Genomic DNA, 25,307 nt, shown 5'->3' on the forward strand with positions numbered 1-25,307 from the left:
TCTCCTGCCAGAAACTTTCCTTTCCCTGCCTTGCCTTGCCCATCGGGGCCAAGGCGAGTGCCACCCCAGCAGACGATGGGTGGCGGTGGCCATGGGGAGGTCTCCAGCTCAGAGCGGGGGTTGGTCCTGCCGGGAGGTAGCCAGACCCGCGCGGCCGCGCAGTGCGACACCGCTCCAGCCCACGGCGTAGAGCACCGCGAGTGCGACGAGCAGCAGGATGCCCCGCCGCAGATCGCCGCCGAGGCTCACCGCCAGCCCCACCACCAGCGGACTGACGAACTGGCCGATATAGAGACAGCCAGTGAACAGCCCCATGCCGCGACCGCGGGTCTGCGGCGTGAGGGCGTTCATCACCGGCGCCATGGCGTTGGGCACCAGCATCCCGGCCCCGATCCCGTGGACGGTCACCGCCAGCAGCACGCTCGCATAGCCGGGGGCCTCGGCCAGTATCCACAGCCCGCCGGCAAGCAGTAGCAGCAGCAGTCCATTGCAGCCGTGCAACCCCAGCCCTCGTCGCGCCAAGGGCCACAGCAGTGCCCCCAGCAGCGAGGCGAGCAGTGCCCACCCGGTGCACAACCCGATCAGGGTGCTCGATGTCACGCCCAGGCCGACCAGGATCACCGGCGTCTGGATGGTGACGACGAAGCACAGCACCATGCCCACGGCGATCAGCGCGCAGCCGGCCACCAGCGCGACCCGGTCTACCCGGTCCGTGCCGCGCGCCTGATCGCGAGCCTGCTGCTGCGCCAACGGCGGCTCCCACAGGATGCGCAGCATGAACGGCACCAGCAGCAGCGGCAGCAGATAGAGATAGAAAGGGGTACGCCAGGAGGACTCGCCGAGCACCCCACCGGCGACGAAGAACAGAGCGCCGACAAGGCCGATGGTCACCACCTGGCGATTGACGTAGCGCAAGCGCTGTTCGCCGTGCCAGTAGTCAGCGATCAGGGTCGAACAGCCGGTCATGACCATGGCCTCGGCCACCCCGAACGCCAGCCGAGCGGCGACCACGCCCATCAGCGCGTCGAGCTGTGCCGGCAGCGCGCCGAGGATGGCATAGAGCAGGGTCGCGGCCACCAGCATCGGCTTGCGTCCGACACGATCCGCCAACCAGCCGGCCACCGGCGCGAACAGCGCGATCGCCAGCGCCGGCCCGGTGATGGCGAGCGGCACCCAGAGGCCGGCGTGCGGCTCGCTGGGCATGAACGCCGCCATCATCTTGGGCAGGACCGGCGCCACCATCACCGAGCCGACAATGGTCAGACTGCTGCCCAGGAGCAGCACCGCGCCCTCGCGCGTCCCAGCCTGGCGCATGATGCACCTCGATCATTGTGATTGTGATGGCGATCAGACTAGGCACAAGACGCGCACGGGCGTTATCCCGAATCGGCAATATTGGCAGCGCGGGCAGGCCCGGGGGATCGGGCCAGGTGCGAGGTGACGTCAGGGCGTGTTGAGGTTGCGGAACATCTTGCTCAGGCACTGGTTGACATAGACGATCTCCGCCTTCCCCAGGCCGTCGAACGCTCTCTCCACCACCCGCGCGGTGAGCTCTCTGGCCACCGCCAGCCTGGCTTCACCCTCGGCGGTCAACGTGACCTCGGTGACCCGGCCATCCTGCGGCGAGGGCGCGGTCTCGAGCAGCCCCGCCTCCTGCATCTTGTAGACGATCTTGGTCACCGTGGAGAGCTTGGCCACGACGTGGGTGGCGATGTCAGACATGCTCAGGCGACCCTGTTCGTGGAGGATCACCAGGACCCGCCACTTGGACGAGCTCAACCCCTGGGGCTTGAGCAGCGCGTCCACCTCGGCGCTGTACTTCGCGTTCAGCCGCGCGACCCAGTAGAGCGGGAAATCCTGGGCGCGATACTCATCGGAGAGCGGAAAGAAGGAGGAAGCCAGCTCATCCTTGTCGACCATGCGAGGGCGCTCCAAGGCGATAAAATAGTTGAATAGTCTAACATATCGCCTGACTCACAAAAGCCACTCCAGGGGCGCAACAGCGCATCATCGGGCGCTGCGAGACCCCGCCTACACTGACCTCGAGCGCCTCATCGATTCGCCAGCGCCACTCGGGTCAGGCCCGCTGGAGGGTCTCGGAGGGGTATTCGCCGAACAGCTCGTGATAGCTCGCCGAGAAGTGGCTGAGATGACGGAAGCCCAGGTCGTGGGCCACATCGCCCACCGTCAGATCCTCCGCTGGCGCACTCATCAGCCGGCGGCGCACGGCGTTGAGCCGAATGCTGCGCAAAAACGCCACCGGACGCATGCCCACCACCCGCTGGAAGCTGTTCTGCAGCGTGCGGCGGCTGACATGCAGCTGCTCGCACAGGTCGAGCACGCTGAGCGGCCGTTCCGGGTCGGCCAGCATCAGCTCCTGGCTGCGCCGCACGATATACGAACTCACCGCGAGCTCGTGGCGCCGTCGCTCGCCGCTGGCCTGCAGCAGCAGATCGAGCAGCAGCGTCATCAGCGCCTCCTCGATACGCTTCTCGTGCAGGCCATCGGTGTCCGCCCCGCGCTGACCGAGGCCGGCGACGTGACGGAAGATATCCCGCTTGATCGATTTCAACAGCCCCTGCGGCACCTCGAGTCCCGGCAGCCCCGCCAGGCGCGCGAACTGGGCGCTGCCCAGTTCGAGCTCGGCCAGGCGGCTGAAGCGTTCGATATCGACGCTCAGCGACAGAAACGCCATGCCTTCCGGCGCGTGCAGCATGAACTCCTCGCCATCGCGCAGCATCAGAATGCTATTGGCGCCGACCTTGCAGCCCTGGATGACCGGCATCTTGGCGGTGGAGAAAGAGACGCAGAAGCGCTGCCGCGGTGCCTGACCATACTGCACCACGCGTTTGTCGAGCGCTTCGTGGAAGAGCTGGAAGCGCTCGCCCGAGACCAGCAGCAGTTCACTCCTGAGGCGCCCGGCCCCGAGCTGGTCGTAGACCTGCTGCCAGCCGCTGATCGCCGCCGCATGCTGCTGGGAATCCTGGAAGGAACGCACCTCGTATCGCATACCTACCCCCTGAGCGCGCCGCGGTCGCGGCGCTGCCGAGGTCGAGCCCGCCGAACGGGCACCGCCCAAGGCGCCCGTCTAGAAGAACGCGGCCACGACCAGTTGCGCATAGACGTTGGTGCCGTTACCCCCGACCTGGCTGCCCCCTTCGGCGGCGCTCTTGTCGGGTTTGTAGAAGCCCACCAGGGGGCTGATGGCGATATGTTCGGTCGCCATCCAGCTCGCGTACAGATCCAGCTCCCGGGCATCCAAATTACGCGTATCGCGCCGCTTCAGGGTAGTGAAGTCGAAAAACAGTGCCCCCAGACTCAGACGCTCCGTCGGTTGCAAGCGCAGGCCGAGATGCTGGATACCCGTGTTACGCGCGAAGATCCCGGCATAGTTGGCCGCCACTTCGCCCTGGAACCAGGTGCCCAGTTGGGGACTGTTCTGGCCGGTGAACAGCGAGTCCCAATCCGCGGAGTAGCGGGTGTAGCGGTAGGTCAGGGTCGGTGTCCAGGCGAGTTCGGCGAAGGTGTAGCTGGCCTCGGCGTACCAGGCGCTCTCGCTGCCGCTGCGCTTGTACTGGCGCGCGTACTCGGCGGCAAAGGCGGCATTCTCGATCCCCAGATCGCTCTCTCCGCGCAGGCTGTAGACGTTCATGCCATCGCGCTGGCGGGTGAACTCGTTGGCCCAGCGGTCGTTGACATCGAGGCCGTGCACCGCGGTCAGACCGACGGTACCCGCCGCGCCGGTGTAGTCGAGGGTACCGGCAAGCAGCTCGGTATCGGCCTGGGCACGGTTGTCCGACTCGAGCCAGGCGGCGGTGCCATGCAGGCCCTGCTCGCCCCCGATGCGCGCCACCGCGGTGCGTGCGAAGGCGTGACGCGGTGCCAGGTAGTAGGCGCCCCCCCGGTTGAGGGCGCCTCCGGCTGGACCCTTGCCGAGATTCAACCCATCGTCGTTGATGATGAAACCCCGGCCGAGCTGGACCACCTGCCGGCCGGCGGAGAGATCCAGTCCATTCGTGCCGAGAAAGGGAAAGCGATCGCCCGAACGCCAGCCCAGGTAGGCCTCTTCGAGCGAGGTCCGCCGCTCCGAGCCCAGGCTGTTGCCACCGGCATCGCCGTCGCCCCAGGTCGCGGAGCTGACCCAGTCGAGCGCAGCGTAGAGCTCGCCGCGGTCGCCCAGGGTGCGATGGCCGCTGAAACCATACTTGATATAGCCCTCGCGCCAGGTACTGCCGCCGTCGCGGCCGGCGTAACTCTTGCGGCTGTCCATCCAGCCGTGAACGGCCGTGACGTCCAGGTTCAGCGCCCCCTTGGGACTCGCCAGCAGCTCGTAGGCCTGGGCGCTACCGAGCGGCGCCAGGACCAGGCCCAGCGCGGCGCAGCCGCCGACGAGCCGATGCCTCTTGTGTGCCGTCATGGCCTCTTCCTATCACTGTTGTTGTTATCACTGTTGTTGTTCGCGCCCTCGCTGCCGCGGGGCGCCGGGCGCGCACCGCTCAGCTCGCCGCCGGGGAGGGCAGCGGGCGCGTGAAGCGCAGTTGCGGCGTGGTGAACTCGAGCAGCCCCTGTAACCCGAACTCGACCCCGAAGCCGGACATCTTGCAGCCCCCGAAGGGCGTGTTGGGCTGAATCTGGGCGTGACAGTTGACCCACGCCACGCCGCTCTCCAGGCGATTGGCGATAGCCTGGGCGTGGGCCTCATCGGCCCCCCACACCGAGCCGCCCAACCCCATCGACGAGGCGTTGGCGCGGCGCAGGGCATCCTCGACGTGGGTATAGGCGATCAGCGGCAGCACCGGGCCGAACTGCTCCTCGTCCACCAGCCGCTGGCCGTCGCTGACGCCGATGACGATGGTCGGCGGATAGAAGAAGCCGGGGCGATCCAGGCGCTCGCCACCGCACAGCACCTCGGCGCCCTGGGCGCGAGCGTCGTCGACCAGCTCACACACCAGCGAGAGCTGATCGGCGTTCTGCAGCGGGCCGAAGGTCACGCCCGCCTCCAGGCCATCGCCGACCACCTGGCGCCGCGCAATGTCGGCCAGCGCCTCGGCCAGTTCGCGATACTGGGATTCGTGCACGTAGAGCCGCTTCAGCGCCGCGCAGGTCTGCCCCATGTTGATGAAGGCGGCCTGGAAGATCTCTTCGGCCACCGCCGCCACCGGCGTCTCCGGCAGCACGATGGCGGCGTCGTTGCCGCCCAGCTCCAGGGTCAGGCGCTTGAGATTGCCGGCCGCGGCCTGCATCACCTGCTGCCCGGTGGCGGTGGAGCCGGTGAAGACGATCTTGTCGATGTCCGGATGCGCAGTGATGGCACCGCCGAAGCCGTGCCCGCCGGTGACCCCGTTGATCACGCCGCGGGGCACATGACGGGCGATGATCTCGATCAGCCGCAGGGTGCTCAGCGGGGTCAGGCTGGAGGGCTTGCTGACCACGCAGTTGCCCGCCCGCAGCGCCGGCATCAGGTGCCACACGGCGATCATGAAGGGCCAGTTCCACGGCGTGATCGAGGCCACCACCCCCACCGGGCGATGGTGCAGCTCGATCTGCTGGGTCGGCGACCGTTCGATCGTCTCCACCGGGATCTCCTGGCTCGCCGCATAGCGCGTCCAGGCCACCCCACCGCCGATCTCCGCGTGCGCCAGCGCCAGCGGCTTGCCCTGCTCGCGCACGATCAGCCGTGCCAGCTCGTCGGCCTCGCGCTCGATGTCGTCGGCGATGCGGCCGAGGGCCTCGCAGCGCTGCGCGTGGCTGTAGGCCTGCCAGGCGCCGAAGGCGGCACGGGCGGCGACCACAGCGCGATCCAGCTGGGCAAGAGAGCCCGCCGGACACTCGGCGAAGGCGCTACCGCTGGCCGGATCGATCACCGCGAAGTGCCCCTCCTCCCCGGCCACCTGCTCGCCGTCGATCACGAGTCGATAGTCATGCATCACGATTCTCCTGGTGTGTGTCGTTGTCACGGGTGTCGCCGGCCTAGATGCGATGGAGGCCGAGCTGTGAAAAGCGTTCCGGCTCGGCCCGGCGCAGTCGCATCGCCATCAAGCCGCCGATGGCGAGGGAGAGCACGATGAGCAGGCAGAGGGCGTAGGAGAGCATCTTGCTCGATCCGGTCAGCACGTCGAAATGGGCCACCGCGATGACCATCACGCCCAGCAGCAGCGCACTGGCGAGCAGCGGCAAGAGACGCCCGCGCCACACGCCCACGCCGAGTTCGGGATGACGCTGGAAGTAGCACGCCACCGCCAGCGAGGTGAGCGCCATCAGCAGGATCAGCGACAGCGCCGCCAGGCTCGAGAACCAGGCGAACAGCTCGAGGATCGGATCACTGCCGCAAGCGGCGAAGATCAGCACCGCGGCAGCGGCGATCAGCGTCTGTACCAGGGAGCCGACGTAGGGGCTCCGGTGCCGCGGATGCGTGCGCCCCAGGGCCCCGGGCAGCAGGCCGTCACGCCCGATGGCATAGAAGTAGCGCGCCGCCGAGTTGTGGAACGCCAGCAGTCCGGCGTAGATGCTGACCAGAAACAGCACCCGCGCGATCTGGGTCAGGGCACTGCCGACATAGTGATCGGCCAGACCGTAGATCAGTACCGTGGGGTCCTTGAGCTGGACGAGCGTCTCCACCACCCGGTCCGACCCCACGCCGACGATCATGGACCAGGTGGAGAAGGTGTAGAAAAAGCCGATCAGCAGGATCGAGGCGTAGGTCGCCAGGGGAATGTCGCGGCGCGGATTCTTCGCCTCCTCCCCATAGATGGTGGTCGCCTCGAAGCCGATGAAGGCTGCGAAGCAGAACAGCAGCCCGATCGACGGCGAGCCGCTCAGCACGCTCTCGGCCTGGAACGAGGCAAAGTCCACCCCATGCGCACCGCCACTGGAGAGGATCGCGATATCCAGGACCAGGATGACGCCATACTCGGCCATGACGATGAGGCACAGCACCTTGGCGGAGAGATCGATCTTGCGATAGCCGAAGGCGGAGATACTCGCCATCGCCAGCAGCGCGCAGAGCCACCACGGCAGGGAGAGGCCGAATAACGCCTTCAGGGTGCCGGCGGCGACACCGCCGAACATGCCATAGAGCCCGATCTGCAGGATGTTGTAGGCGAACAGGGCCAGCCCCCCGACCGCGCCGCCGGGGATGGGCCCCAGGCCCCGGGTCGAGAAGGCATAGAAGCCGCCGGCGTCGGTCACGTGCCGGGCCATGGTGGTGTAGCCCACCGAGAACAGCAGGAGTATCGCGAGCACCATCAGAATGAGCGACGGCGTCCCGGCACCGTTGCCAAGCATGATGCCGATGGGAAAACCGCCCGCCAGCACGCTGAAGGGACTCGCGGCGGAGACCACGAAAAAGATGATGAAACCGACGCCCAGGGCACCACGCCTGAGCTCCGTCGTGGGGGAGGAAGTAACGTTCATGGCTGTGCCTTCGTCATTATGATTGTAGGAACACGTAACGCTTCCACTCATGCTAGCCCCGCAGCCCACCTCGACGTTATCCCAAATTGGAACCAATAATTTCTTTTAAAACAAAAACTTGAAACAAAGCACCGGCAGGCGCCCGAGGCCCCACCTCGAGTCGCCCTGAACGTTCTCGCGTCGCCGGCGATTCGTACCCGGACCCCGCTGCCCCTCAGCGGGACGGGGGTTTCACCATCACGAAGTCGGCCGCCGCTTCCCACTCGGTATCGCCCTGGCTCACCGGCCGGTACGCCACGATCAGCGAGGCCTTGACCCCGAACACCGCATCCGAGGCCAGGTAGTCGTCACCGGCCACGAAGAGATGGGTGACGATACGTTCGTAGTCCGGGTGGGTGAGCAGGAAGTGCATATGGGCCGGCCGCCAGGGATGGCGTCCGAGCCGGGTCAGCATATGGCCCACCGGGCCGTCGTCGGGGATCGGATAGGAGACCGGCTTGATGCCGACGAAGTCATAGCGGCCGTCGGGGCCGGTGACGAATACGCCGCGGTTGTTCCATGTCGGCTGCTGGCCGGGCTGCTGGACGTCGTAGAAGCCGTCGCTGTTGTCCGACCAGACATCGATCCGCGCCCCCGCGATGGGCTGGCCATCGAGATCGAGAACGCGCCCCGTGTAGCGGCACGACTCACCCTTGCCATCGAGCGAGATGCAGCTGCCCATGGGCAGTTCCGGCGCCCCGTCCACATGGAAGGGGCCGAACACGGTGTTCTCGGTGGCACCCGCCGGACGGCGATGCGCGAGCGCATCCACCAGCATGGAGACGCCGAGGGTATCGGAGAGCAGGATGAACTCCTGGCGCTGGGCATCGCACAGCTGGCCGGTCCGGGTCAGGAAGTCGATCGCGACCTCCCACTCGGCCTGGGTCAGCCCGACCTCCTTGACGAAGTCGTGCAGATGACGAACCAGCGACGCCATGACCTCGCGCAGTCGCGGGTCGGTCGCCTCGCCCATACGCGCATTGACCGCCTCGACGGAGTTGGCTTCGGTGAAGTAGTCGATCCGGGGCATGCTCACTCCTCCTTGTCGGCCCGGTGCCAGGGCCTCGACATGTGATCGCGCCCCTAGGCCGGGCGCTCGCCACGCCAGGCGCGGCCCAGCAGCTCGCGGATGGCATGGCGCTCGATGGGGCGCGGATTCCAGTAGGGGTTCATGACCGCCAGCTCGGCCGCGCGGTCCAGGTCGGACTCGCGCATCCCCAAGGCCTCCAGGGCCAGCGGCGCGCCCAGGCCGGCGGCGAAGTCGTGCAGCCCGCCGCCCAGCTCGCCACCGAACAGACGTGCCGCAGGCGCCAGGACATCGGCCGCCGCCCGGGCGTTGTAGGCGGCGGTGTGCGGCAGCAGGATGGCATGGGTCTCGGCGTGGGGCAGATCGAAGCTGCCGCCCAGGGTGTGGCACAGCTTGTGGTGCAGCGACATGCCGACGCTGCCCAGCACGCTGCCGCACAGCCAGGCGCCGTAGAGCGCGTCGCTGCGCGCCTCCAGGTCGTGTGGTCGGGCGACGATCGCCGGCAGCGCCCGCTGCAGGCTGTCGAGTCCTGCCACGGCCATCAGCCCGGTCAGCGGGTTGCGATCGCGGGCATAGAGCCCCTCCACCGCGTGCGCCATCGCGTTCAGCCCGCTGGTCACACTGATCGCCGGCGGCAGGCCGAGGGTGAGTTCGGCGTCGTAGATCACCACCTCGGGCAGGATGTCGGGCTCTCTGATCGTGGTCTTCAGGCCGTTCTCGGTCTGCCCCAGAATGGGCGTGACCTCGGAGCCGGCGTAGGTGGTCGCCACCACGATCTGCGGGGCGTCGTTGCGGTGGGCGATCGCCTTGGCCAGCCCCACGGTCGAGCCACCGCCCAGCGCCACGACACAGTCGGCCTCGACCTGCGCGAACGCCGCCATGGCGCGCTCGGTCACGGCTACCGGGGTGTGCATGGAGGCTTCGCTGAACACCCCCACGCTCAGCTCGCCGAGCCGGGCCTGGAGCGCGAGCGCCGCGTCGCGACGGCTGGGCGTGGAGAGTACCAGCGCCCGGCGGCACGCCAGGCGGCGGATCTCGTCGGCGATCCGGGCCTGGCTGCCAGGCCCGAACAGGATGCGCGCCGGATTGGCGGTGTAAACGAACTCGTGCGCCATGACGCCTCTCACTCCTTGAGCAGCACCGACTCGCTGGGAAAGTCCGTCGCCCAGCCTTCATGGAGCGGCGCCACGAACACGTTCTCGGTGCGCGTGCGGGTGATCTTCCACTGCCCGTCGGGCTCCTTGCGGAACGCATTGTTGAGCCGCGACGAGCGCAGCAGCGCCTTGCCGTTGGCGAAGATCCAGGGCTGGCAGTGAACCCACTGCCCCTCGGCGACGTCACCGCGGACCTGAATCTGCTCGGAGGTCAGGTAGTGGACGTTGAGCAGCAGCTTGGGGTCCTGGTCTTCTTTCCAGAAGCCCTCGAAGTGCCGCCGGATCGCCGCTGCTCCCTCGGCGCGCCCGAACTGGTTGTCGTAGTACTCGCCGACGCCTTCCCAGACCGCATCTTCGGTATACAGCGCCATGATCCGGTCGATACGTTCGGCGTCGCTGGTCACCCCGTACTCGGGAATCGGGGTGTCGCAGAGGAACATGTAGCGCGCCTGCAGACGGCGGATCTCGGCCTCGGCTTCCAGCGTCTCGATACGCCCCACCAGGGCTTTCACTTCAGCACTCGTCACTTCCGACATGGTCGGTCTCCTTATCTGGCTTATCCGGCTTATCCGGCGTGGCTTACGTGGCTTGCTTGCACAGTGACCGCTCGCCCGGAGAGGTCACGAAGGGGCGCCGAGACGCTCGATCACGCGTCCCAGCCCCGACTTGAGGGCATCGACTTCGTTCGCTGCCAGGCTCTCGAACAGCCGCCGCTCGTAGTCGTCGGCCACGGTGAGCAGACGCAGCGCCAGCGTCTGCCCGGCCTCGGTGAGGCGCACGCTCTCGACGTCATCCACGCTCAGCAGACCGCGCTCACGCAACGCGGCGAGGGTATCCTCGAGCTCCGCGAGGGGTTGCGACACGCGCCGCGCCAGCACCTCGGCGGCCAGCGGCCCGCCATCGGCGAGCAGCGTCAACACCCGCCACTCGTTGTCATTGACGCCAAGGCTGGCGAGCCGCGGGTAGAAATCCCCCCGGTAGGCAGCCAGCGCCTGACGCATCAGGTAGAGCAGGTGCTGGCCCAGCCGGCCATCCATCTCCGTCGGTTCGCCGACGTCGAGCATCAACGGATGCGGCTCGGGCACGGCGTAGCGGCCGTTGTGGAAGACCAGGGCGCTGCCCTCGTTACGGTAGGCGTAGCGCAGCACTTCGCCGACGATGATCAGGTGATCGCCGCCCTCGTAGACGTTCCAGGTCCGGCATTCGAAATGTGCCGCGGCCCCTGTCACCCGGGCGACGCCACCCAGGCCCTGATCGGTGGCGATGCCGGCGAACTTGTCCTCGCCGCGCCGGGCGAAACGGTTGGAGATGTCGACCTGCTCGTTACCGAGCACGTTGACCACGAAGTATTCGGCGTGGCGGTAGGCATCGAGGCTGTAGGCGCCCTTGTCGATGCTCCACAGGATCAGCGGGGGATCCATCGACACCGAGTTGAAGCTGCTGGCGGTGACGCCATGGTCCTCTTCGCCATCGCGTGTGGTGACCACCGTCACCCCGGTGGCGAACTTGCCCAGCGCGCTGCGGAAATCTCTCGTATCGAAATTCATCGGCGATGCTCCGTTGCGGTCCTCATAGGTTTGTCAGCGGCCCAGGCGCTCGGCGGTCTCGCCGCCGATGCCGTAGTCGCTCTTGGGAATCTCGCTGATGATCACGCGCACGTTGGCCGGCGGCGCCTGGAGAGAGTCCGCCACGGCATCGGTCACCTGGCGGATCAGGGAGGTCTTCTGGTTCGGGGTACGCCCCGCGATCATGTAGACGTGAACGGTTGGCATTGTTGTGTTCCTTGCTGGATTCAGAGATCGAGAACGAGTCGCTTGCCCCGGGCCCGGGAACAGCAGACGCACATCTGGTCGCCATCCTCGCGCTCGTCGGCGGTGAGAAAGTGGTCGCGGTGATCGATCTCGCCATCGAGGACGTCGGTCACGCAGGTACCGCACACGCCCTCCTCGCACTTCACCTCGACCTCGACCCCGGCTCGCGCCAGCGCCTTGGCGATGGTGTCCTCGGCGCCCACGCTGACGGTGACACCGGAACGTTCGGCGACCACCTCGAAGGCCTCGCCCGAGACGTCGACGTCGGCGGAGAAGAACTCCCGGTGAATGCGGGCATCATCGATACCGAAGGCACCGGCACGTCCGATCACCCAGTCCATGAAGCCCTGCGGGCCGCACACGTAGACGTTGACCCCGTCACGTGCCTCGGCCAGCACGGCATCCAGATCGAGCCGGGTCGCCGCATCGTCGTCGTGGTGATAGACCACGGCATCGGCCAGGCCGGCGGCCGCCAGCGCATCGCGGAAGGCGGTGACCTCCCGCGAGCGGGTGCAGTAGTGCAGCGCGAAGTCCTGCCCCAGCGCGTGCAGCCGCCGGGCCATGGCGATCATCGGTGTCACCCCGATGCCGCCACCGAACAGCAGGCTCTGAGGCGCCGCCTCGTTCAGCGGGAAGTGATTCTTCGGCCCCTCGACCTCGAGGGTGCCGCCGGTTCGCACGATCCGGTGCAGGGTCTCGGAACCGCCACGACTGTTGGGGTCACGCAACACGCCGATCTCGTAGAAGGCGGTCTCGGCCGGGTCCGAGCAGAGCGAGTACTGCCGCCACAGGTCGACGTCGGCGTCGCGGATGTGCACGTCCAGGTGGGCACCGGCGGTGAACGGCGGCAGCGGGGCGCCGTCGAGTGCGCGCAGTCGCACTCTGGCGATGTTGCCGGGCTCGTCGATGCGTTCGTCGATGGTCAGCGCCAGGCGCGCTTTGGGAGTCTCCATTGGCATTACCTCATGTAGATCCCGCCGTTGACGTCCCAGCAGGCGCCATTGACGAAGGCCGCCTTGGGGCCAGCCAGCAGCACCACCAGCTCGGCGACGAATTGAGGGTCCCCGAGCCGGCCCACCGGAATATTGGCGATGGCCTGCTCGAGGTTGTCGCCCAGCACCGAACGCACCATGGGCGTGTCCATCGGGCCGGGGGCGATGGCGTTGCAGGTGACGCCGAACGGCGCCAGGTCGCGGGCGAAGATCTTGGTCAGGGTCAGGATGGCGCCCTTGGAAGCGGCGTAGTGGGCGCCGGTCGCGGTGCCGCCGTTCTGTCCCGCCAGGGAGGCGAGATTGACGATGCGCCCGTAGCCCCGGGCCTTGAAGTGGCGGCCGAAGATCTGGCTGCCGGCGAAGGTGCCGCCGGCGTTGGTGGCGAGCACGGCGTTGAAGTCCGCGGGGTCGATCTCCAGCACCCCCTGGACCGCCGTGCGGGCGGCGTTGTTGACCAGCACCTCCACCGAGCCCCAGCGTTCGAGGCACTTGTCGAGCACGGCCTGGAAGTCGTCGGGGCGGGCCACGTCGAGGGTCGCGGTCACCGCGGTCTCGCCGGAGAGGTCCAGCTCGCTGGCCAGCGCCGCGGCCGGCTCGGGGTCGATGTCGGAGATCACCACCCGGAAGCCGGCGCGGTGCAGGGCGCGCACCGCCTCGGCACCGAAGCCGCGCGCGCCACCGGTGACCACGGCGGTGTGGATCTTGTCAGGGGCAGGTAGCGTCATCAGAACAAATAGCTGAACGAGTTCAGCATCCCGTCGGAGTTGAGCAGACGTGCCACCTTGTGGCGGATCTTGAAGCCGCCCGGGGTGACGATGAGGGTGTAGGTCAGGTCGGCGGCCCAGATGCGCTGGCGCCCGAACTTGTCCTCGATCAGGTGTTCGGCACAGCGCACCCTGACGTCGTCGCCGTCGACGGACTCGATCACGAAGCGCGACAGCGTGCGCACGGTGCGCGCCGGCGGCGCCGAGGAGATCGAGAAGCCCTGCTGGAAGCGGGTGATGCGCTCACGCCGCATGTGGGCATCGTCGTGGCACAGGTTGAGCGCGTCGTCGAAGTCCTGGGTATCGCCGATCGGCAGGGTGTAGAAGCCATCGTCGCTCCACAGGGCGAGCCACGCCTCGTAGTCGCGGTGGTCGAGCATGTCCGCCTCGGCCCAGATGAAGGCCTGGGCCTGCCATAGCAGGGAGTCACTGCGGGTATCGGTCGGGGTGTTCATGCCTGCATCATCCTTTTCCACATGTCGTACGCCGCGCGCATGCCGGTCTCGGCGCTGATGTGCCCGCGCGGGCCCGCCTCGCCGGGTTGCTCGTCCTCGAGGCCACGGTTGATCAGGATGGGCAGCTCGGCGCCCCCCTGGATGCCACGCTGGATGCGCTCCCACACCTCGGCGTCGTCGGGCGAACCGAAGCCCATGGGCCCCTGGAAGTGCTCGTGCAGCCGCAGTCGTGCACGGTTGGCGGCGTCGGGGCCGCCATCCATGCCGATGGCGATATGCCGGATGTCGGTGTGATCGACGCTCACCGGCGTCAGCACGCGGAAGAAGGCCAGCGAGAACGACACGTTGGGGAACAGGTTGAGGTTGAAGCCGGCGCCGCCCACGGCACGCACGATGCGCCGCACCTGGGCCTCGTCGTGCCCCTCGTCGCGCAGCTCCTGGGCCAGGGTCTGGAAGCGTTCGGGGATCGGCGCGTCGAGGTTCTCCTCGAGATCCACCAGTTCGGGGATCATCACCATGACCGAGTGGCCGTTGCCGAGATCCTCGACGTAGCCCTTGCCCTGTTCGAGGAACGAGAAGACCGCCTCGGTCTCATCGTCCAGCGACTGCAGGAACGACTTGTGTACCACCGGGAAGTGATAGGCATCGGTGGTGTTTTCGAGCTGGATCTTCCAGTTCATCGGGACGCTGAACTGATGCTCGCCGAGCACCTTGACCGGATACCCCGCGCCCTGCTTCATGAACAGGTCGATCCAGTGGGTCACCGGGCCGAGGAAATCGAGCAGCGGCTCGGCCTGCTCGTCGAAGGTGGCGAAGATCATCCCGGCGTAGGCTTCGGTGCGCAGCTTGAGCAGGCCGTGCTGCGCCTTGTCGAAGTCATCGCCGTACTGCTCGGGATAGGGCAGTGCGCGCAGCGAGCCGTCCAGGGCGTAGCCCCAGCCGTGGTAGGGGCACTGGAACGAGGCGGTCTTGCCCTGCTTCACCTCGCACACCGTGGCCGCCCGGTGGCGGCAGCGGTTGATCATGACGTGGATCTTGCCCTTCCTGTCGCGCACCACGATCACCGGATCGCGACCCACCTGGGACAGCTTGAACGAGCCCTTGTCGGGAATTTCGCTCTCGTGAGCGACCCACACCCAGGTCTTCTTGAAGATGCGCTCCATCTCGGCGTCGAACAGCGCCGAGTCGTCGTACATGGGGGTGCGGATGTGGTCCTTGAACACCAGCTCATCCGGTTCAGGGACGAGGTCGATCCGGTTGTCGATCGTCATGATGGCCTCGCGCTAGTCAGCGGTTGTCAGGTCTTTGGCGAAACGTCTGTCGTGAGACGTCTTTCTGTCAGCGTCGGGTACGGCGTACGTCACTCGGGGACGACGAGTTCGCGGCCTATGCGCGCCTCGACACGGCAGTATTTCCAGAGCTTGTAGGTGCCGTCCCCCACGGGGGTGGTGCGGAAGAAGTTGCAGGCCTCGACGATCGCCTCGTAGGTCTCGACGTCGGCCATGATGTAGAAGGTCCAGGGCGCAGCGAGGGAGGGGCCGACCTGGATACGGTCATCGTCCATGATCCCCAGGATGGTGACGCCGGGCAGGCCGTCGATGCTCTGCAGCAGGGTGCGGGTGGCTTCCCAGACCTGCTTGGCCTCGTCGGCGGTGGCGTTCATGAAGTTCTGGTTGATGCCGCAGCAGAACAGTACGCGATGTTTCATGTCGTGATTCTCCGTGGGTGCGTAAAGGGCCCGATCAGCGAAGGGATCGCCCGGCTCACAGGTAGCCCGGCAGCGGGTCGTGGTCGAAGAAGATGGCGCCGGCGTTCTTGAAGGTGATCTCGCCCATGAAGGCGTGCTGGGTACAGAGCATCGAGTCCCGCAGGATGCGTGACAGCGGATGCCCGTTGTCGGCACCGCTCATGCCACTGAGCTGATACACGCAGCGGATCGCCTCGGCACACTCCCGGGTCAGATGGGTCGTCGACAGGCGCAACAGGTTGATCTGGTCGCGACTCGGCTCACCGCCCGCCTCGACGGCGCGCCAGGCCGCTTCGGTGCTCTCGTAGAAGAAGGCGCGGGCGGCGCGTACCTGGGCCTCGGCCTTGGCCAGGCCGATCTGGGCGTATTCGCGCTCGCCCAGGTTCGGCGCGCCGGTGACCGATTTGCGGCCCCCGGCCGACGCCCGCATCACGTCGAGCGCTTCACGCGCCAGCCCCAGGGTGGTCACTGCCAGCACCTGGGCGGCAAAGGCCAGCGACGGGTAGCGGACGAAGGGCGCGTCGATGGTCGCACTGGCACCACGTACGAAGGTCCACTCCTCGGCGACGTAGGCGTCATCCACCACCAGATCGTGGCTACCGGTGGCGGCCATGCCGACCATGTTCCAGGTGGGGTCGATGCGCACCCGATCGGGCGGCAGCACCGCCATGCGCGGCGCGGCGCCAGGCTCGTCGGGCTGGATGCCGACACCGCACAGGGTGGCCCCCATGCAGCCGCTGGCAAACTTCCAGCGTCCCTTGATGCGATAGCCGTTATCGACCTTCTCGGCGGGGTGCGGCGGAAAGATGCCACCGGCGAACACCACGTCCGGGGAGTCCCGCCAGATCCGGGTGATGGTCTCCTCGGGCAGCGCGGCCAGGTAGAAGGGGTTCATGCCGAAACTCGCCACCCAGCCGGCGGAACCGTCGGCCGCCGAGATCGCCTCGACCATCTTCAGAAACTCGGCCGGGGATTTCTCGTCGCCGCCGTAGCGCTTGGGCACCAGGGCCCGGTAGACCCCGATCTCCTTGAACGCCTCGATGATGTCCGCCGAGATATGGCGCTGCGCTTCGAACTCCTCGCGTCGGCCACGGATGTCGTCGAGCAGCGCATCGAAGCGCGCCTCGCCGCCCCATTGGGCTTTATCGACAAGGCTATACATACGCATCTCCTTTGATTGAGGGGGTTGCTGCCGAGCGTGCGAGCAGATAGCGCGCGGCCCGACAGACCCCGGCGTCATCGCCGCGCCGGCCGACGAGCTGCAGGCTCACCGGGCGGCCGTGATCCGGCGCCAGGGGCAGGCTCAGGGCGGGATGACCCGACAGGTTGAAGGGCCGCACCAGGGCCGAGATGGTCAGGTCCTGCTGCCCCGCTTCGGCGGCGGCGAGGGTCAGCGGAAAATGCGGCAGCGTCGGCAGCGCCAGCACCGTGTGCCCCTCCAGCAGCCGATCGACGCTGGCGGCGAAGGCGCGGCGTACCGCTTCGGCCTCGTGCACCTCGGCGTCGGTGATCTCGGCGGCCGCACGCAGCCGGCGCTCGACATCGGCCCCCAGGCGGCCGCTGTCGAGCCAAGGCCGGCAGGCGAGATAGGTTTCACGGTTGATCAGCACCATGGCTGCGGCGTAGGCCTCGTCCATCAGCGGCAAGGGGCACGTGGTGCTGTCCAGCCCGGCGCTTTCCAGACAGGCTGCGACCGCTCCGCGGATCGCGGGATCGGCACTGACCGCCAGCGCGCACAGGCTGGGCGGCGTGTTGTCGGCGCTGGCGCTGAACGTGGGATCGACCGCCGCCATGAACGCGATCAGGGTGTCGAGATCGGCGCTCAGCGGCCCTACGCAGTCGAGGCTGCTGTGCGCCGGCATGACGCCCCGACGGTCGAGCCGGCCAAAGCTGGGCTTGAGCCCGTAGACGCCGCAGCACGCCGCGGGTACCCGAATCGAGCCCCCGGTATCGGTGCCGATGCCGATCTCCGCCAGCCCCGCAGCGACCGCTGCCGCCGAGCCGCTGGACGAGCCGCCCGGGATCAGCGCCGGGAAGCGCGGATTCTCGGGGGTTCCGGTCCAGGCGTTGAGCCCGCTCATGCCGAACGCCAGCTCGTGCAGGTTGGCCTTGCCGACGAGGCGATAGCCCGCGGCCAGCGTGCGCTCGACGATTGCCGCATGGCGCGTGGCCGGCGGTGTCTCGGCCAGCGCCGCGCAACCGGCGCGGGTGGGATAGCCGGCGATGTCGATGCTGTCCTTGACCACGACCCGGGCGGGGCCGGTGCCGAGATCCAGGGCGTGAACGAGTGCGGACGAAGTCGATTTCATTGACTTATCACATGAAATTTCAAGTTTATAGATAAAAAAAGCGCACGCTCACCGCCCCTCGGACGACGCAGGTCACGAGCCCGGGCACAGGCCGCCACGCGATACCCGCCGGATCGGGCATCGATAAGCGCTCCGGGGAGGGGGATGGCGGATGAGATCGTGGCACGACCTGGGCGAAAGCTGCTGGCGGCGACGTCGGAACTCGCCGGCCAGCGCGTGGGGCCGGCGGCCCCTGCCCGGGGCGAGACGCTGGCGACTCGCTGTCTCTTCGTCATGGTGCTCTCTCGCGTTGTCGTTGTTGTGGAATCTGTCCATATCGGCAATACAGTCAATATCACATGAAATTTCAAGTAAAGTAAAACCACCTTTCGTCGTAACCCGGTCAGACCACCGCCATACACCCGTCGTATCACACTGTGCCTTGCGCTCGACGCGGCCAGCCACCATCCTTCGCGACGTCTCGGCGGCACCAGCGGTGCCGCCTTCGTGACTCTCAAGGATGAAACCCGTGTACCGTTCCGCTCTGCCCCACCGGGGCCTGCTTACCCTCGTCGCGCTGCTGCTGGTGGCACTCAATCTGCGCCCGGCGCTCACCAGTGTCTCGCCGGTGCTCGGCAGCATCGCCGAAGCCCTGTCGCTGTCGCCCAGCGTGCAGGGCATCCTGACCACCCTGCCGGTGCTATTCCTGGGGCTGGCCGCGCCGCTGGCGCCACGCCTGGTGCGCCGGCTGGGCCCGGAGCGCAGCGTGTTCCTGGCGCTATTGGTATTGGGGGTAGCACTGGCGGCACGACCCTACGTCGGCACCCTGGGGCTGCTGCTGGGAAGCGCCCTGGCCGGCGGCTGCATCGGGGTGATCGGGGTGCTGCTGCCGGGTATCGTCAAGCGCGACTTCCCCGAGCGGGTCAGCATCATGACCGGGCTCTACACCGTGGCGCTCAATCTCGGCGCCTCAGCGGCGGCCGGCAGCACCGAGCCGCTGCGTCAGGCGCTGGGCGCGGACTGGCAGGGCGCACTGGCGTTCTGGCTGCTGCCCGCAGTGCTCGCCGCGCTGCTGTGGCTGCCGCAACTGCGCGGCAGCGCGGCCACCCGGGTGGCGGCACGCGCCGGGGCGCGCCTGCGCCATGATCCACTGGCGTGGCAGGTATCGCTGTTCATGGGGTTGCAGTCGTCCCTCGCCTATACCGTCTTCGGCTGGCTGCCGACGCTGTTGCAGGATCGCGGCCTGGCACCGGTCACCGCAGGGCTGGCGCTGTCGGTATCGATTCTGCTGCAGGTGACCACGGCGCTGGCGGCGCCGTGGATCGGCAGCCGCATGAAAGATCAGCGTGCGGTGCTGGTGGCGGTGATGGGGCTGACGCTCACCGGCCTGATGGGCTGCCTGTATGCGCCTATCGGCGGTATCTGGCTATGGGTGGTGATCCTGGGGCTGGGCCAGGGCGGTACCTTCAGCATGGCGCTGACCCTGCTGGCGCTGCGCGCGCCGGATGCGCTGACCGCCGCCAGCCTCTCCGCCATGGCCCAGGGCATCGGCTATACCCTGGCAGCGCTGGGCCCACTGCTGGTGGGCCTGCTGCACGACTGGAGCGGTGGCTGGAACGCGGTTGGCGGACTGCTGGTGGTCATCGCGCTGGGCGCCATGGGCGCGGCCCTGGGGGCCGGTCGCGACCGCCAGGTGGCGTCGGTTCAGGGCGGTTGAGTCCCGCCCCGGTGCCAACTAGCCTGGCTCTGGTTCTTGCCCAGGCTATGGTTATGGCCTTAGCTCAGGCCGGAGCCAGGCGATCCGCGCCCCAGCTGCGGCGCAGGTAGCCCATCACCTCCCCTAGCTCGTCGGCGGAGACATGGGCCGGGGCGCCCTCCTCCTGCGGGTCGAGGTGGAAGATATAGAGCCGCGAGGCGAACTGGGCGAACGGCAGCGAGGCCTCGCCGAAGCGCTCGCCGTTGCCGTCGGTGCTGACCTGCACGCCGTCACCCCAGTCCTGGCCGCTGTCGTTGTTGGGGTTGAAGAAGTAGACGCGCATGCCCTCGTCGGGGCCGATCGCCGCCCGCAGGATGGTGATCGCGTGCCAGCCGATGAAGCGCGCGGCGCTGTCGGTCACCGCGATCCCCGCCGGCTGCGGATGCACCAGCGGCTGGTTGCCGTTGTAGAGCGGATGGTAGGCGGCGTAGAAGTGGCGATAGAAGGTCTCGGGGTCTTCGATCCCGCCGGTGGCGATATCCACGCAGATGTGGAAGCCACGCCCGGCCCACCAGCCGTGGAACTCGGGATTGACCCAGCGGTGCGGGTCGCCCTCGCGGCCGATGCACAGCCGCCCCATCTCGGCATAGATGCGGTCCAGATGCGGCACCACCAGCAGCGAGACCGGATCGAGATCCAGCGCCATGCCATGGGATAGCCCGACACCGCTGGCATTGGAGGAGATCGGCTGGCCCTCGAAGTGCATCACGATCTCGTCGTCGCGGGCGGCCCAGGTCACCATCTGCAGCAGATAGTCCGGGTCGTTGTAGGCCCACATCGACAGCGCTCGCGCCGACTGGCAGGTGGGGTTGTTGCCCTGCCCCACGCCCAGCGGCAGGCCGAGCATGCACAGTACGCCCTCCAACAGCCGCGCCTCGGGGGTGGCGGCGTCACCGTAGGCCAGGCGCAGGCGCTGACGCGAACTCTCGCTCAGCAGCAGACCCAGTTGACGCCACAGCGCCGGCGCCAGCGGCGGCTGGTAGAGAATCCCGCGTTCGAGCAGCAGCGCCAGCCCGTAGAGCCCCTGGGCGGTGGCCGGGTGCGCCACCGCATCGATCAGTGCCCGAATCAGCTGGTGATAGCAGAGCAGACAGTCACGCCCGGTGGTCGAGAGCCCCAGCGCCTCGCTGAGCAGGTGATCACCGTGATCGAGCAGATAGCGCAGCAGTACCGGATGGTAGGGCGAGACCAGGCCGGTATCGTGCATCGCCCGCGCCATGCCGGTGGCTTCCTGCTGCAGCGCCGCGGTATCCATCCCCGCGAGCCGGCCGGCATAGGCCTCGATACCGGGGTCCTCGCGACTCCCCTGGGTCGGCCCATAGAGGCTGCTGACCAGACGCGCCGCGCCCTGACCGCTGGTGCCGAGATCGATCTCCGGATTGGCCTGGCACAGCGCCATCTGGTCGATCATCCGACGCACCGGGGCGACCATCAGCGGACGCTGTCCGAGCAGCCGCCAGATCTCGTCGATCATGGTATCGACGATGAACTCGTAGCCGATGCGCTCGGCGAGATAGCGCAGCAGCGCCCTGGGCACCTCGGCCAGACGCCCCTGGGTCTCGCGCTCGGCCTCGCCGGAGAAGGCGAAGATCCGCGACAGGTTGAGCGCCAGCACCTGGGTGAGATGGTTGTGCGCCTGCTCGGCGGAGAGCAGCGGATGCACGTAGTCGCCCCGCGCCACCGCCAGCAGCCGCAGCTCGCTGAGCGCTTCGATCACCACCGTCTCGGCCTGGGGGCTGCCGAGGGAGGCCGGGGTCAGCGCCGGCTGCAGACGCTGCGGTTCGGCCCAGTCGGAGTCGGCGAAGGTCCCCGCCTGCTCGATCGCCTGGGCGCGCTGCTCCAGCGCCGCGCAGCCACCTGGCTCGAGCAGGATACGCCGCGCCAGATCGAAGACCCGCCCGGCACGGCCGGGACGGGAGAAACTGGGCGCCGACTCGAGCGCGGCCAGTGCCACCTCGAGCTGTTGCAACAGCGCACCCAGGCGCTGCTCGCTGACCGGCAGCTCGTTATCTGATGACATGCGCTGTGACTCCTCACCGCCATGGGCAAACCTGGAAAGACCCTGCCACTGTCGCGGATCAGACGTAGAAATCAAGCGACTCCTGATGTTTGAGCAGATCGCGTAGCGTGTGCGGGTCGTCGCCGAAGAAGAACATCAGCCCCCAGTGGGTACCGAAAGCCGTGCGCTTGGTCACGGTCGCCTCCAGTGGTGCCGAGAGCTCGTGGTAGTCGAAATAGGGGTGCTGCTCGGTCTCCTCCGGGATCTCCAGACGGCTGACCACACGCCGGCGTGGATAGACGCCGAAGCAACCGGCGTGGCCCTTGGCATCCTTGACCGGCTCGGGGAAGAAGGCGGCGACCTCGTCAGCGGTGGCCTTGGGATCGAACACCAGCATCGATGCCTGGTAGGCGTTGAAACCGTAGGCGCGCTCGATCAGCTCGAACGCCTTGAACCCCGGCGGGCGATAGGCGACCTCGCCGAAGTACATGGTGCCGTCGCTGGTGACGAAGTACTCCGGGTGGATCTGGCCGAACTGGATGTCGAAGGTCTTGATCAGCAGCTCGATCTGGCGCGTGATCTGCTCGCGATACTGCTCCAGCTCCGGGGTCGCCGGGACGAAGACCGAATAGCCGAGGGTGACGTATTCGGAGATGTTGAGGAACTGGATCTTGCCATCCCAGACCCAGGCCTCGACGGCGAACTCCCAGCCGTCCAGATGGCTCTCCATCAGCAGCGGATACTCGCTCTCGGGGATGGCGTCGATCTCTTCATAGGTGCGGATCACCCGGTGGCCGAGGCAGCCGGCCTTGTCGAAGGCCTTGAGATGGATCGGGTCGTCGGGGTCGCCATCGAGCTTGAGCAGCGTCTGGTTGACGCGCTTGAAGAAGCGCACCACGTCGCTCTTCTCGTGGGCCTCCTCGAAGATACCCACGCGGATACCGCCGAGCTGCGCGCGGCGCTTCATCAGTGCCTTGTCGCGGAACAGCACCGCCTGGCCGTGCAGGCGCGGATTCTGCATCAATACCGAGTTGATCGCCCCGGCCCACTCCACGGTCTCCTCGAACAGCGGCACCGCCGCATCCACGCCCATGTCGCGCAGGGTCTCGGCGATCTCCATCGAGCGGTCGTTGAGACGTTCGAAGTTCCACGGCAGATAGGGGATTTCGTGCTGGAGGCAGTACTCTTCGGCCCACTCCGGGGCGACCACCACGTAGCGACGATCGAAGGCCGCGGCGGCCTCCACCGCGCCCAGGCTCCAGCCAAGCAGCGCGATGTAGCCCTTGTCGGGATTCTTTTCCATGGTCGTTGTCTCCCTGTTCGCTGTGGTTGTGATTTATGCCTACCTCAGTGTAGGGGAGATGCTGACCTATGCCACCCTACCGGCACAAAGTCGTAACAAAGCCGTCATAATCTCTGCATATCGGCACCAGAAAAACGCATTTTCTGCCATTCTTTATTAGAAATATCATACCCTTCCAGTAGCCACTCCGTGCCGGGTTTATGGTGTACACGTCTTAAATGCACGCCGACTGCCGTAGAGGCGTCAAGCTCACTGGAATCGGATACCCTAGGACGCTCCCCCCATCGCTTAGGAGATCCGCATGCCAGCCAGAGCCATCAGCCTTGAACAACAGCAGCAGTTGATCGAGATCGTGCGCGATGCCGCCAAGACCGAAATCCTGCCGCGCTTTCGCAACCTGTCGGAGGAGGCGATTCGCTCGAAGAGCGCGCCGGACGATCTGGTCACCGATGCCGACCAGGGGGCAGAGCGGATGATGACCGCGGCGATTCGCGAGCTGCTGCCGGAGGCGACGGTGATCGGCGAGGAGGCGGTGGCCGACGGCAGCGCCAATCTCGACGACATCGCCGGCGCCGAGCTGGCGCTGATCATCGACCCGGTCGACGGCACCTGGAACTTCGCCCGCGGGCTCAACCAGTTCGGCGTGATCCTGGCCGCCACCAGCTTCGGCGAGACGATCTTCGGGCTGCTCTACGACCCCATGGCGGATGACTGGATCGTCGCGCGCCACGGCGAGGGCGCCTGGTTCGGTCGTCCCGATGGCACCCAGCGCCGGCTGCAGGTCTCGGATACCGACCAGTTCGACGAGATGGTCGGCTCGACCTCGATCCGGCTCTTCCCCAAGCCGCAGCAGTATCAGCTGGCGGCGACCTTCCCCGACTTCCAGCGCATGATGGCGTTCGGCTGCGCCTGCCACGAGTACCGCACCATGGCGTTCGGCTTCGTCGACTTCATGCTCACCGGCAAGCTGATGCCGTGGGATCATGCCGCGGGCCTGATGATCCACGCCGAGGCCGGTGGCTACTCGGCGTTGCTCGATGGCACGCCCTACCAGCCGACGATCCACCAGGGCACGGTGCTGGCCGCCAGCTCAAGAGCGCATTGGGAGCAGTTGCGCGAGAAGTTCAGCTTTCTGGGCTAAAAAGTGCCTGCGCTCGCCCATGCGGCGTTAAAAATTGGCTCACTGAACAACGTTCAGAACGTCCGAAGGACGGCCCGAAGGGCGAGCGGAGCGAGTAAAATGCTCATTTACACCCCGTAAACTGGAGCGCCAGCCCGGTCCGTCTTCACCGATTTTTGCCTTGCCTGGCCTTCGCTCGTCGACTTTTTTACGCAGGGCATTGGCCATCATCATTGACCACCAAGACGACGAAAACCGGCGCCGAGAAGGCGCCGGTTTTCTTTTCTGTAGCCAATCGGGACGAATCGATCAGCCGGATCGATCAGGGAATGATCCTCTCCGCCCGCAGGCGATCGAACAGGTCGAGGAACGCGGCCCGCGTCTCGCGGAAGTGGTCGAAGCCGAAGTCCCGCGACTTGGTGGTGTCGTTGACGCACTCCTGATCGCGGCCGAGATCGGCATCGGTGTGCCACCAGGAGGCCAGCTTGGTGACATCCGGTTCGACCAGACCATGCTTCGCGGCGATCTCGCGCCAGATCGATTCGGCATCGGCCATCTGCGTTTCCAGCGGCTGCATCGACGCCGGGTCGTCCGAGGCTGCGGGGCCCTGAATCTCGAGACCCTGGGCCTCTAAACCAAAGTACTCGCCGATCTCGTGCCACATCCGGCGCCAGCGGAAGACGTCGCCATTGACCGTATTGAAGGCCTGATTCGCCGCGCCCGGCGTGGTCGCCGCCCACTCCATCTGGCGCGCCAGCACCAGCGCGTCGGTCATGTCGGTGAGCGCGTTCCACTGGGTCCGGGAGCCGGGAAAGACGAAAGCTCGCCCGGTCTCGCGGCAGATCGAGGCGTAGACCGCCAGCGTCACCCCCATGTTCATGGCGTTACCGCGGGCGTGGCCGATCACCGTGTGCGGACGATGGACGTTCCAGGTAAAGCCCTGGCGCTCGGCGGCTTCGAACAGCACGTCTTCCAGCGCGTAGTAGAAGTTGTCACCCGGTACTCGCGGCTCGGACTCGCGGAACGGCGTCTCGATGCGCCCGCTGCCGTAGGCCTCGAACGAGCCCAGATACTGCTTGGTGCCGGTGACCAGCGAGGCATGCGCGACCGGGGCCGTTTCGAGGGCAGCGAACAGGTTGCGCATCATCTGGCTGTTGGCCTCGACGTTGGCCTTTTCGCTGTCGCGGCGAATCCAGGTGCAGTAGAAGACATGGGTGATCGCCAGGCCGGCCAGCGCCTGCTCGGTCGCGGACGGGTCCAGCAGATCGGCGGCGACGGGGATCACGCCGCTCTGCTCGGTGGCACGACGTGACAGGCCGTAGACGGTCCAGCCGCTGGCGATGAGATGGCTGGCCAGATTGCTGCCGGTGATGCCGGTGGCGCCGACCACCAGTGCCGTTCCTTTACGCATGTTGCTCTCCTCGTTCGGCTATGAGAGG

General features: G+C 67.1%; 23 protein-coding genes. 2 read left to right on the forward strand and 21 right to left on the reverse strand.

Going from position 1 to position 25,307, the window contains the following annotated elements; translation table 11 throughout:
* Positions 1–108: 108 nt before the first annotated feature.
* The 18 genes from DOM66_RS07035 to DOM66_RS07120 form a co-directional block, all read right to left on the reverse strand.
* On the reverse strand, positions 109–1,314 hold the full coding sequence (locus tag DOM66_RS07035; protein ID WP_110673910.1) for an MFS transporter: 1,206 nt from the start codon (positions 1,312–1,314) through the stop codon (positions 109–111).
* Between the two features lie 129 nt (positions 1,315–1,443).
* Entirely contained in the window at positions 1,444–1,920 is a 477-nt protein-coding gene (locus tag DOM66_RS07040) for a MarR family winged helix-turn-helix transcriptional regulator (protein ID WP_110673909.1), read from the reverse strand.
* A gap of 157 nt (positions 1,921–2,077) precedes the next feature.
* Entirely contained in the window at positions 2,078–3,010 is a 933-nt protein-coding gene (locus DOM66_RS07045; RefSeq protein WP_110689679.1) for a helix-turn-helix domain-containing protein, read from the reverse strand.
* A 78-nt stretch (positions 3,011–3,088) separates the two neighbouring features.
* Complete coding sequence (locus tag DOM66_RS07050) at positions 3,089–4,417, reverse strand: hypothetical protein (protein WP_110689680.1); 1,329 nt, start codon at positions 4,415–4,417, stop codon at positions 3,089–3,091.
* Between the two features lie 79 nt (positions 4,418–4,496).
* The gene (locus DOM66_RS07055; protein ID WP_110689681.1) at positions 4,497–5,927 is read right to left on the reverse strand and encodes an aldehyde dehydrogenase family protein; all 1,431 of its coding nucleotides are present in this window, start codon (positions 5,925–5,927) and stop codon (positions 4,497–4,499) included.
* 43 nt (positions 5,928–5,970) lie between these two features.
* The gene (locus DOM66_RS07060) at positions 5,971–7,413 is read right to left on the reverse strand and encodes an APC family permease (RefSeq protein WP_110673905.1); all 1,443 of its coding nucleotides are present in this window, start codon (positions 7,411–7,413) and stop codon (positions 5,971–5,973) included.
* A 214-nt stretch (positions 7,414–7,627) separates the two neighbouring features.
* Positions 7,628–8,482, reverse strand: coding sequence for an intradiol ring-cleavage dioxygenase (locus tag DOM66_RS07065; RefSeq protein ID WP_110689682.1), 855 nt, complete (start codon positions 8,480–8,482; stop codon positions 7,628–7,630).
* 53 nt (positions 8,483–8,535) lie between these two features.
* On the reverse strand, positions 8,536–9,594 hold the full coding sequence (locus DOM66_RS07070; protein ID WP_110689683.1) for a maleylacetate reductase: 1,059 nt from the start codon (positions 9,592–9,594) through the stop codon (positions 8,536–8,538).
* Between the two features lie 8 nt (positions 9,595–9,602).
* Positions 9,603–10,169 carry a nuclear transport factor 2 family protein gene (locus DOM66_RS07075; RefSeq protein ID WP_110673902.1) on the reverse strand — a complete coding sequence of 189 codons (567 nt, stop codon included), beginning with the start codon at positions 10,167–10,169 and terminating at the stop codon, positions 9,603–9,605.
* An 84-nt stretch (positions 10,170–10,253) separates the two neighbouring features.
* A complete protein-coding gene (locus DOM66_RS07080) occupies positions 10,254–11,180 on the reverse strand; it encodes a flavin reductase (protein ID WP_110689684.1) in 927 nt (308 codons plus the stop codon).
* 33 nt (positions 11,181–11,213) lie between these two features.
* Positions 11,214–11,405 carry a 2-hydroxymuconate tautomerase gene (locus DOM66_RS07085; protein WP_110673900.1) on the reverse strand — a complete coding sequence of 64 codons (192 nt, stop codon included), beginning with the start codon at positions 11,403–11,405 and terminating at the stop codon, positions 11,214–11,216.
* 20 nt (positions 11,406–11,425) lie between these two features.
* Positions 11,426–12,397, reverse strand: a complete 972-nt coding sequence (locus DOM66_RS07090; RefSeq protein ID WP_110689685.1) for a PDR/VanB family oxidoreductase — start codon at positions 12,395–12,397, stop codon at positions 11,426–11,428.
* Between the two features lie 5 nt (positions 12,398–12,402).
* Positions 12,403–13,161 carry an SDR family NAD(P)-dependent oxidoreductase gene (locus DOM66_RS07095; RefSeq protein ID WP_110689686.1) on the reverse strand — a complete coding sequence of 253 codons (759 nt, stop codon included), beginning with the start codon at positions 13,159–13,161 and terminating at the stop codon, positions 12,403–12,405.
* Positions 13,161–13,655 carry an aromatic-ring-hydroxylating dioxygenase subunit beta gene (locus DOM66_RS07100; RefSeq protein ID WP_110673897.1) on the reverse strand — a complete coding sequence of 165 codons (495 nt, stop codon included), beginning with the start codon at positions 13,653–13,655 and terminating at the stop codon, positions 13,161–13,163. The genes DOM66_RS07095 and DOM66_RS07100 overlap by 1 nt, the downstream gene beginning before the upstream one ends.
* Positions 13,652–14,926, reverse strand: coding sequence for an aromatic ring-hydroxylating oxygenase subunit alpha (locus DOM66_RS07105; protein ID WP_110673896.1), 1,275 nt, complete (start codon positions 14,924–14,926; stop codon positions 13,652–13,654). The genes DOM66_RS07100 and DOM66_RS07105 overlap by 4 nt, the downstream gene beginning before the upstream one ends.
* A gap of 89 nt (positions 14,927–15,015) precedes the next feature.
* The gene (locus DOM66_RS07110; RefSeq protein ID WP_110673895.1) at positions 15,016–15,363 is read right to left on the reverse strand and encodes an IacB protein; all 348 of its coding nucleotides are present in this window, start codon (positions 15,361–15,363) and stop codon (positions 15,016–15,018) included.
* A gap of 55 nt (positions 15,364–15,418) precedes the next feature.
* Positions 15,419–16,564 (reverse strand): acyl-CoA dehydrogenase family protein, encoded by a 1,146-nt coding sequence (locus DOM66_RS07115; protein WP_110673894.1) that lies wholly within the window; start codon positions 16,562–16,564, stop codon positions 15,419–15,421.
* Complete coding sequence (locus tag DOM66_RS07120; RefSeq protein WP_110689687.1) at positions 16,557–17,711, reverse strand: amidase; 1,155 nt, start codon at positions 17,709–17,711, stop codon at positions 16,557–16,559. The genes DOM66_RS07115 and DOM66_RS07120 overlap by 8 nt, the downstream gene beginning before the upstream one ends.
* A 508-nt stretch (positions 17,712–18,219) precedes the next feature.
* On the opposite strand from DOM66_RS07120, the gene DOM66_RS07130 reads away from it, so the two are divergent.
* Positions 18,220–19,407 carry an MFS transporter gene (locus DOM66_RS07130; RefSeq protein ID WP_245392385.1) on the forward strand — a complete coding sequence of 396 codons (1,188 nt, stop codon included), beginning with the start codon at positions 18,220–18,222 and terminating at the stop codon, positions 19,405–19,407.
* Between the two features lie 64 nt (positions 19,408–19,471).
* On the opposite strand, the gene DOM66_RS07135 is transcribed toward DOM66_RS07130, so the two are convergent.
* Both DOM66_RS07135 and DOM66_RS07140 read right to left on the reverse strand, forming a co-directional pair.
* Positions 19,472–21,466: a hypothetical protein gene (locus DOM66_RS07135; RefSeq protein WP_110673891.1), complete on the reverse strand. Its 1,995-nt coding sequence runs from the start codon at positions 21,464–21,466 to the stop codon at positions 19,472–19,474.
* 58 nt (positions 21,467–21,524) lie between these two features.
* Positions 21,525–22,748, reverse strand: a complete 1,224-nt coding sequence (locus DOM66_RS07140) for an ATP-grasp domain-containing protein (RefSeq protein ID WP_110673890.1) — start codon at positions 22,746–22,748, stop codon at positions 21,525–21,527.
* A gap of 301 nt (positions 22,749–23,049) precedes the next feature.
* On the opposite strand from DOM66_RS07140, the gene DOM66_RS07145 reads away from it, so the two are divergent.
* On the forward strand, positions 23,050–23,889 hold the full coding sequence (locus DOM66_RS07145) for an inositol monophosphatase family protein (RefSeq protein WP_110689690.1): 840 nt from the start codon (positions 23,050–23,052) through the stop codon (positions 23,887–23,889).
* 301 nt (positions 23,890–24,190) lie between these two features.
* On the opposite strand, the gene DOM66_RS07150 is transcribed toward DOM66_RS07145, so the two are convergent.
* The gene (locus DOM66_RS07150; RefSeq protein WP_110673888.1) at positions 24,191–25,279 is read right to left on the reverse strand and encodes an SDR family oxidoreductase; all 1,089 of its coding nucleotides are present in this window, start codon (positions 25,277–25,279) and stop codon (positions 24,191–24,193) included.
* Between the last annotated feature and the right edge of the window lie 28 nt (positions 25,280–25,307).

The organism is Salinicola endophyticus (assembly GCF_003206575.1).
Lineage (GTDB): Bacteria > Pseudomonadota > Gammaproteobacteria > Pseudomonadales > Halomonadaceae > Salinicola > Salinicola endophyticus.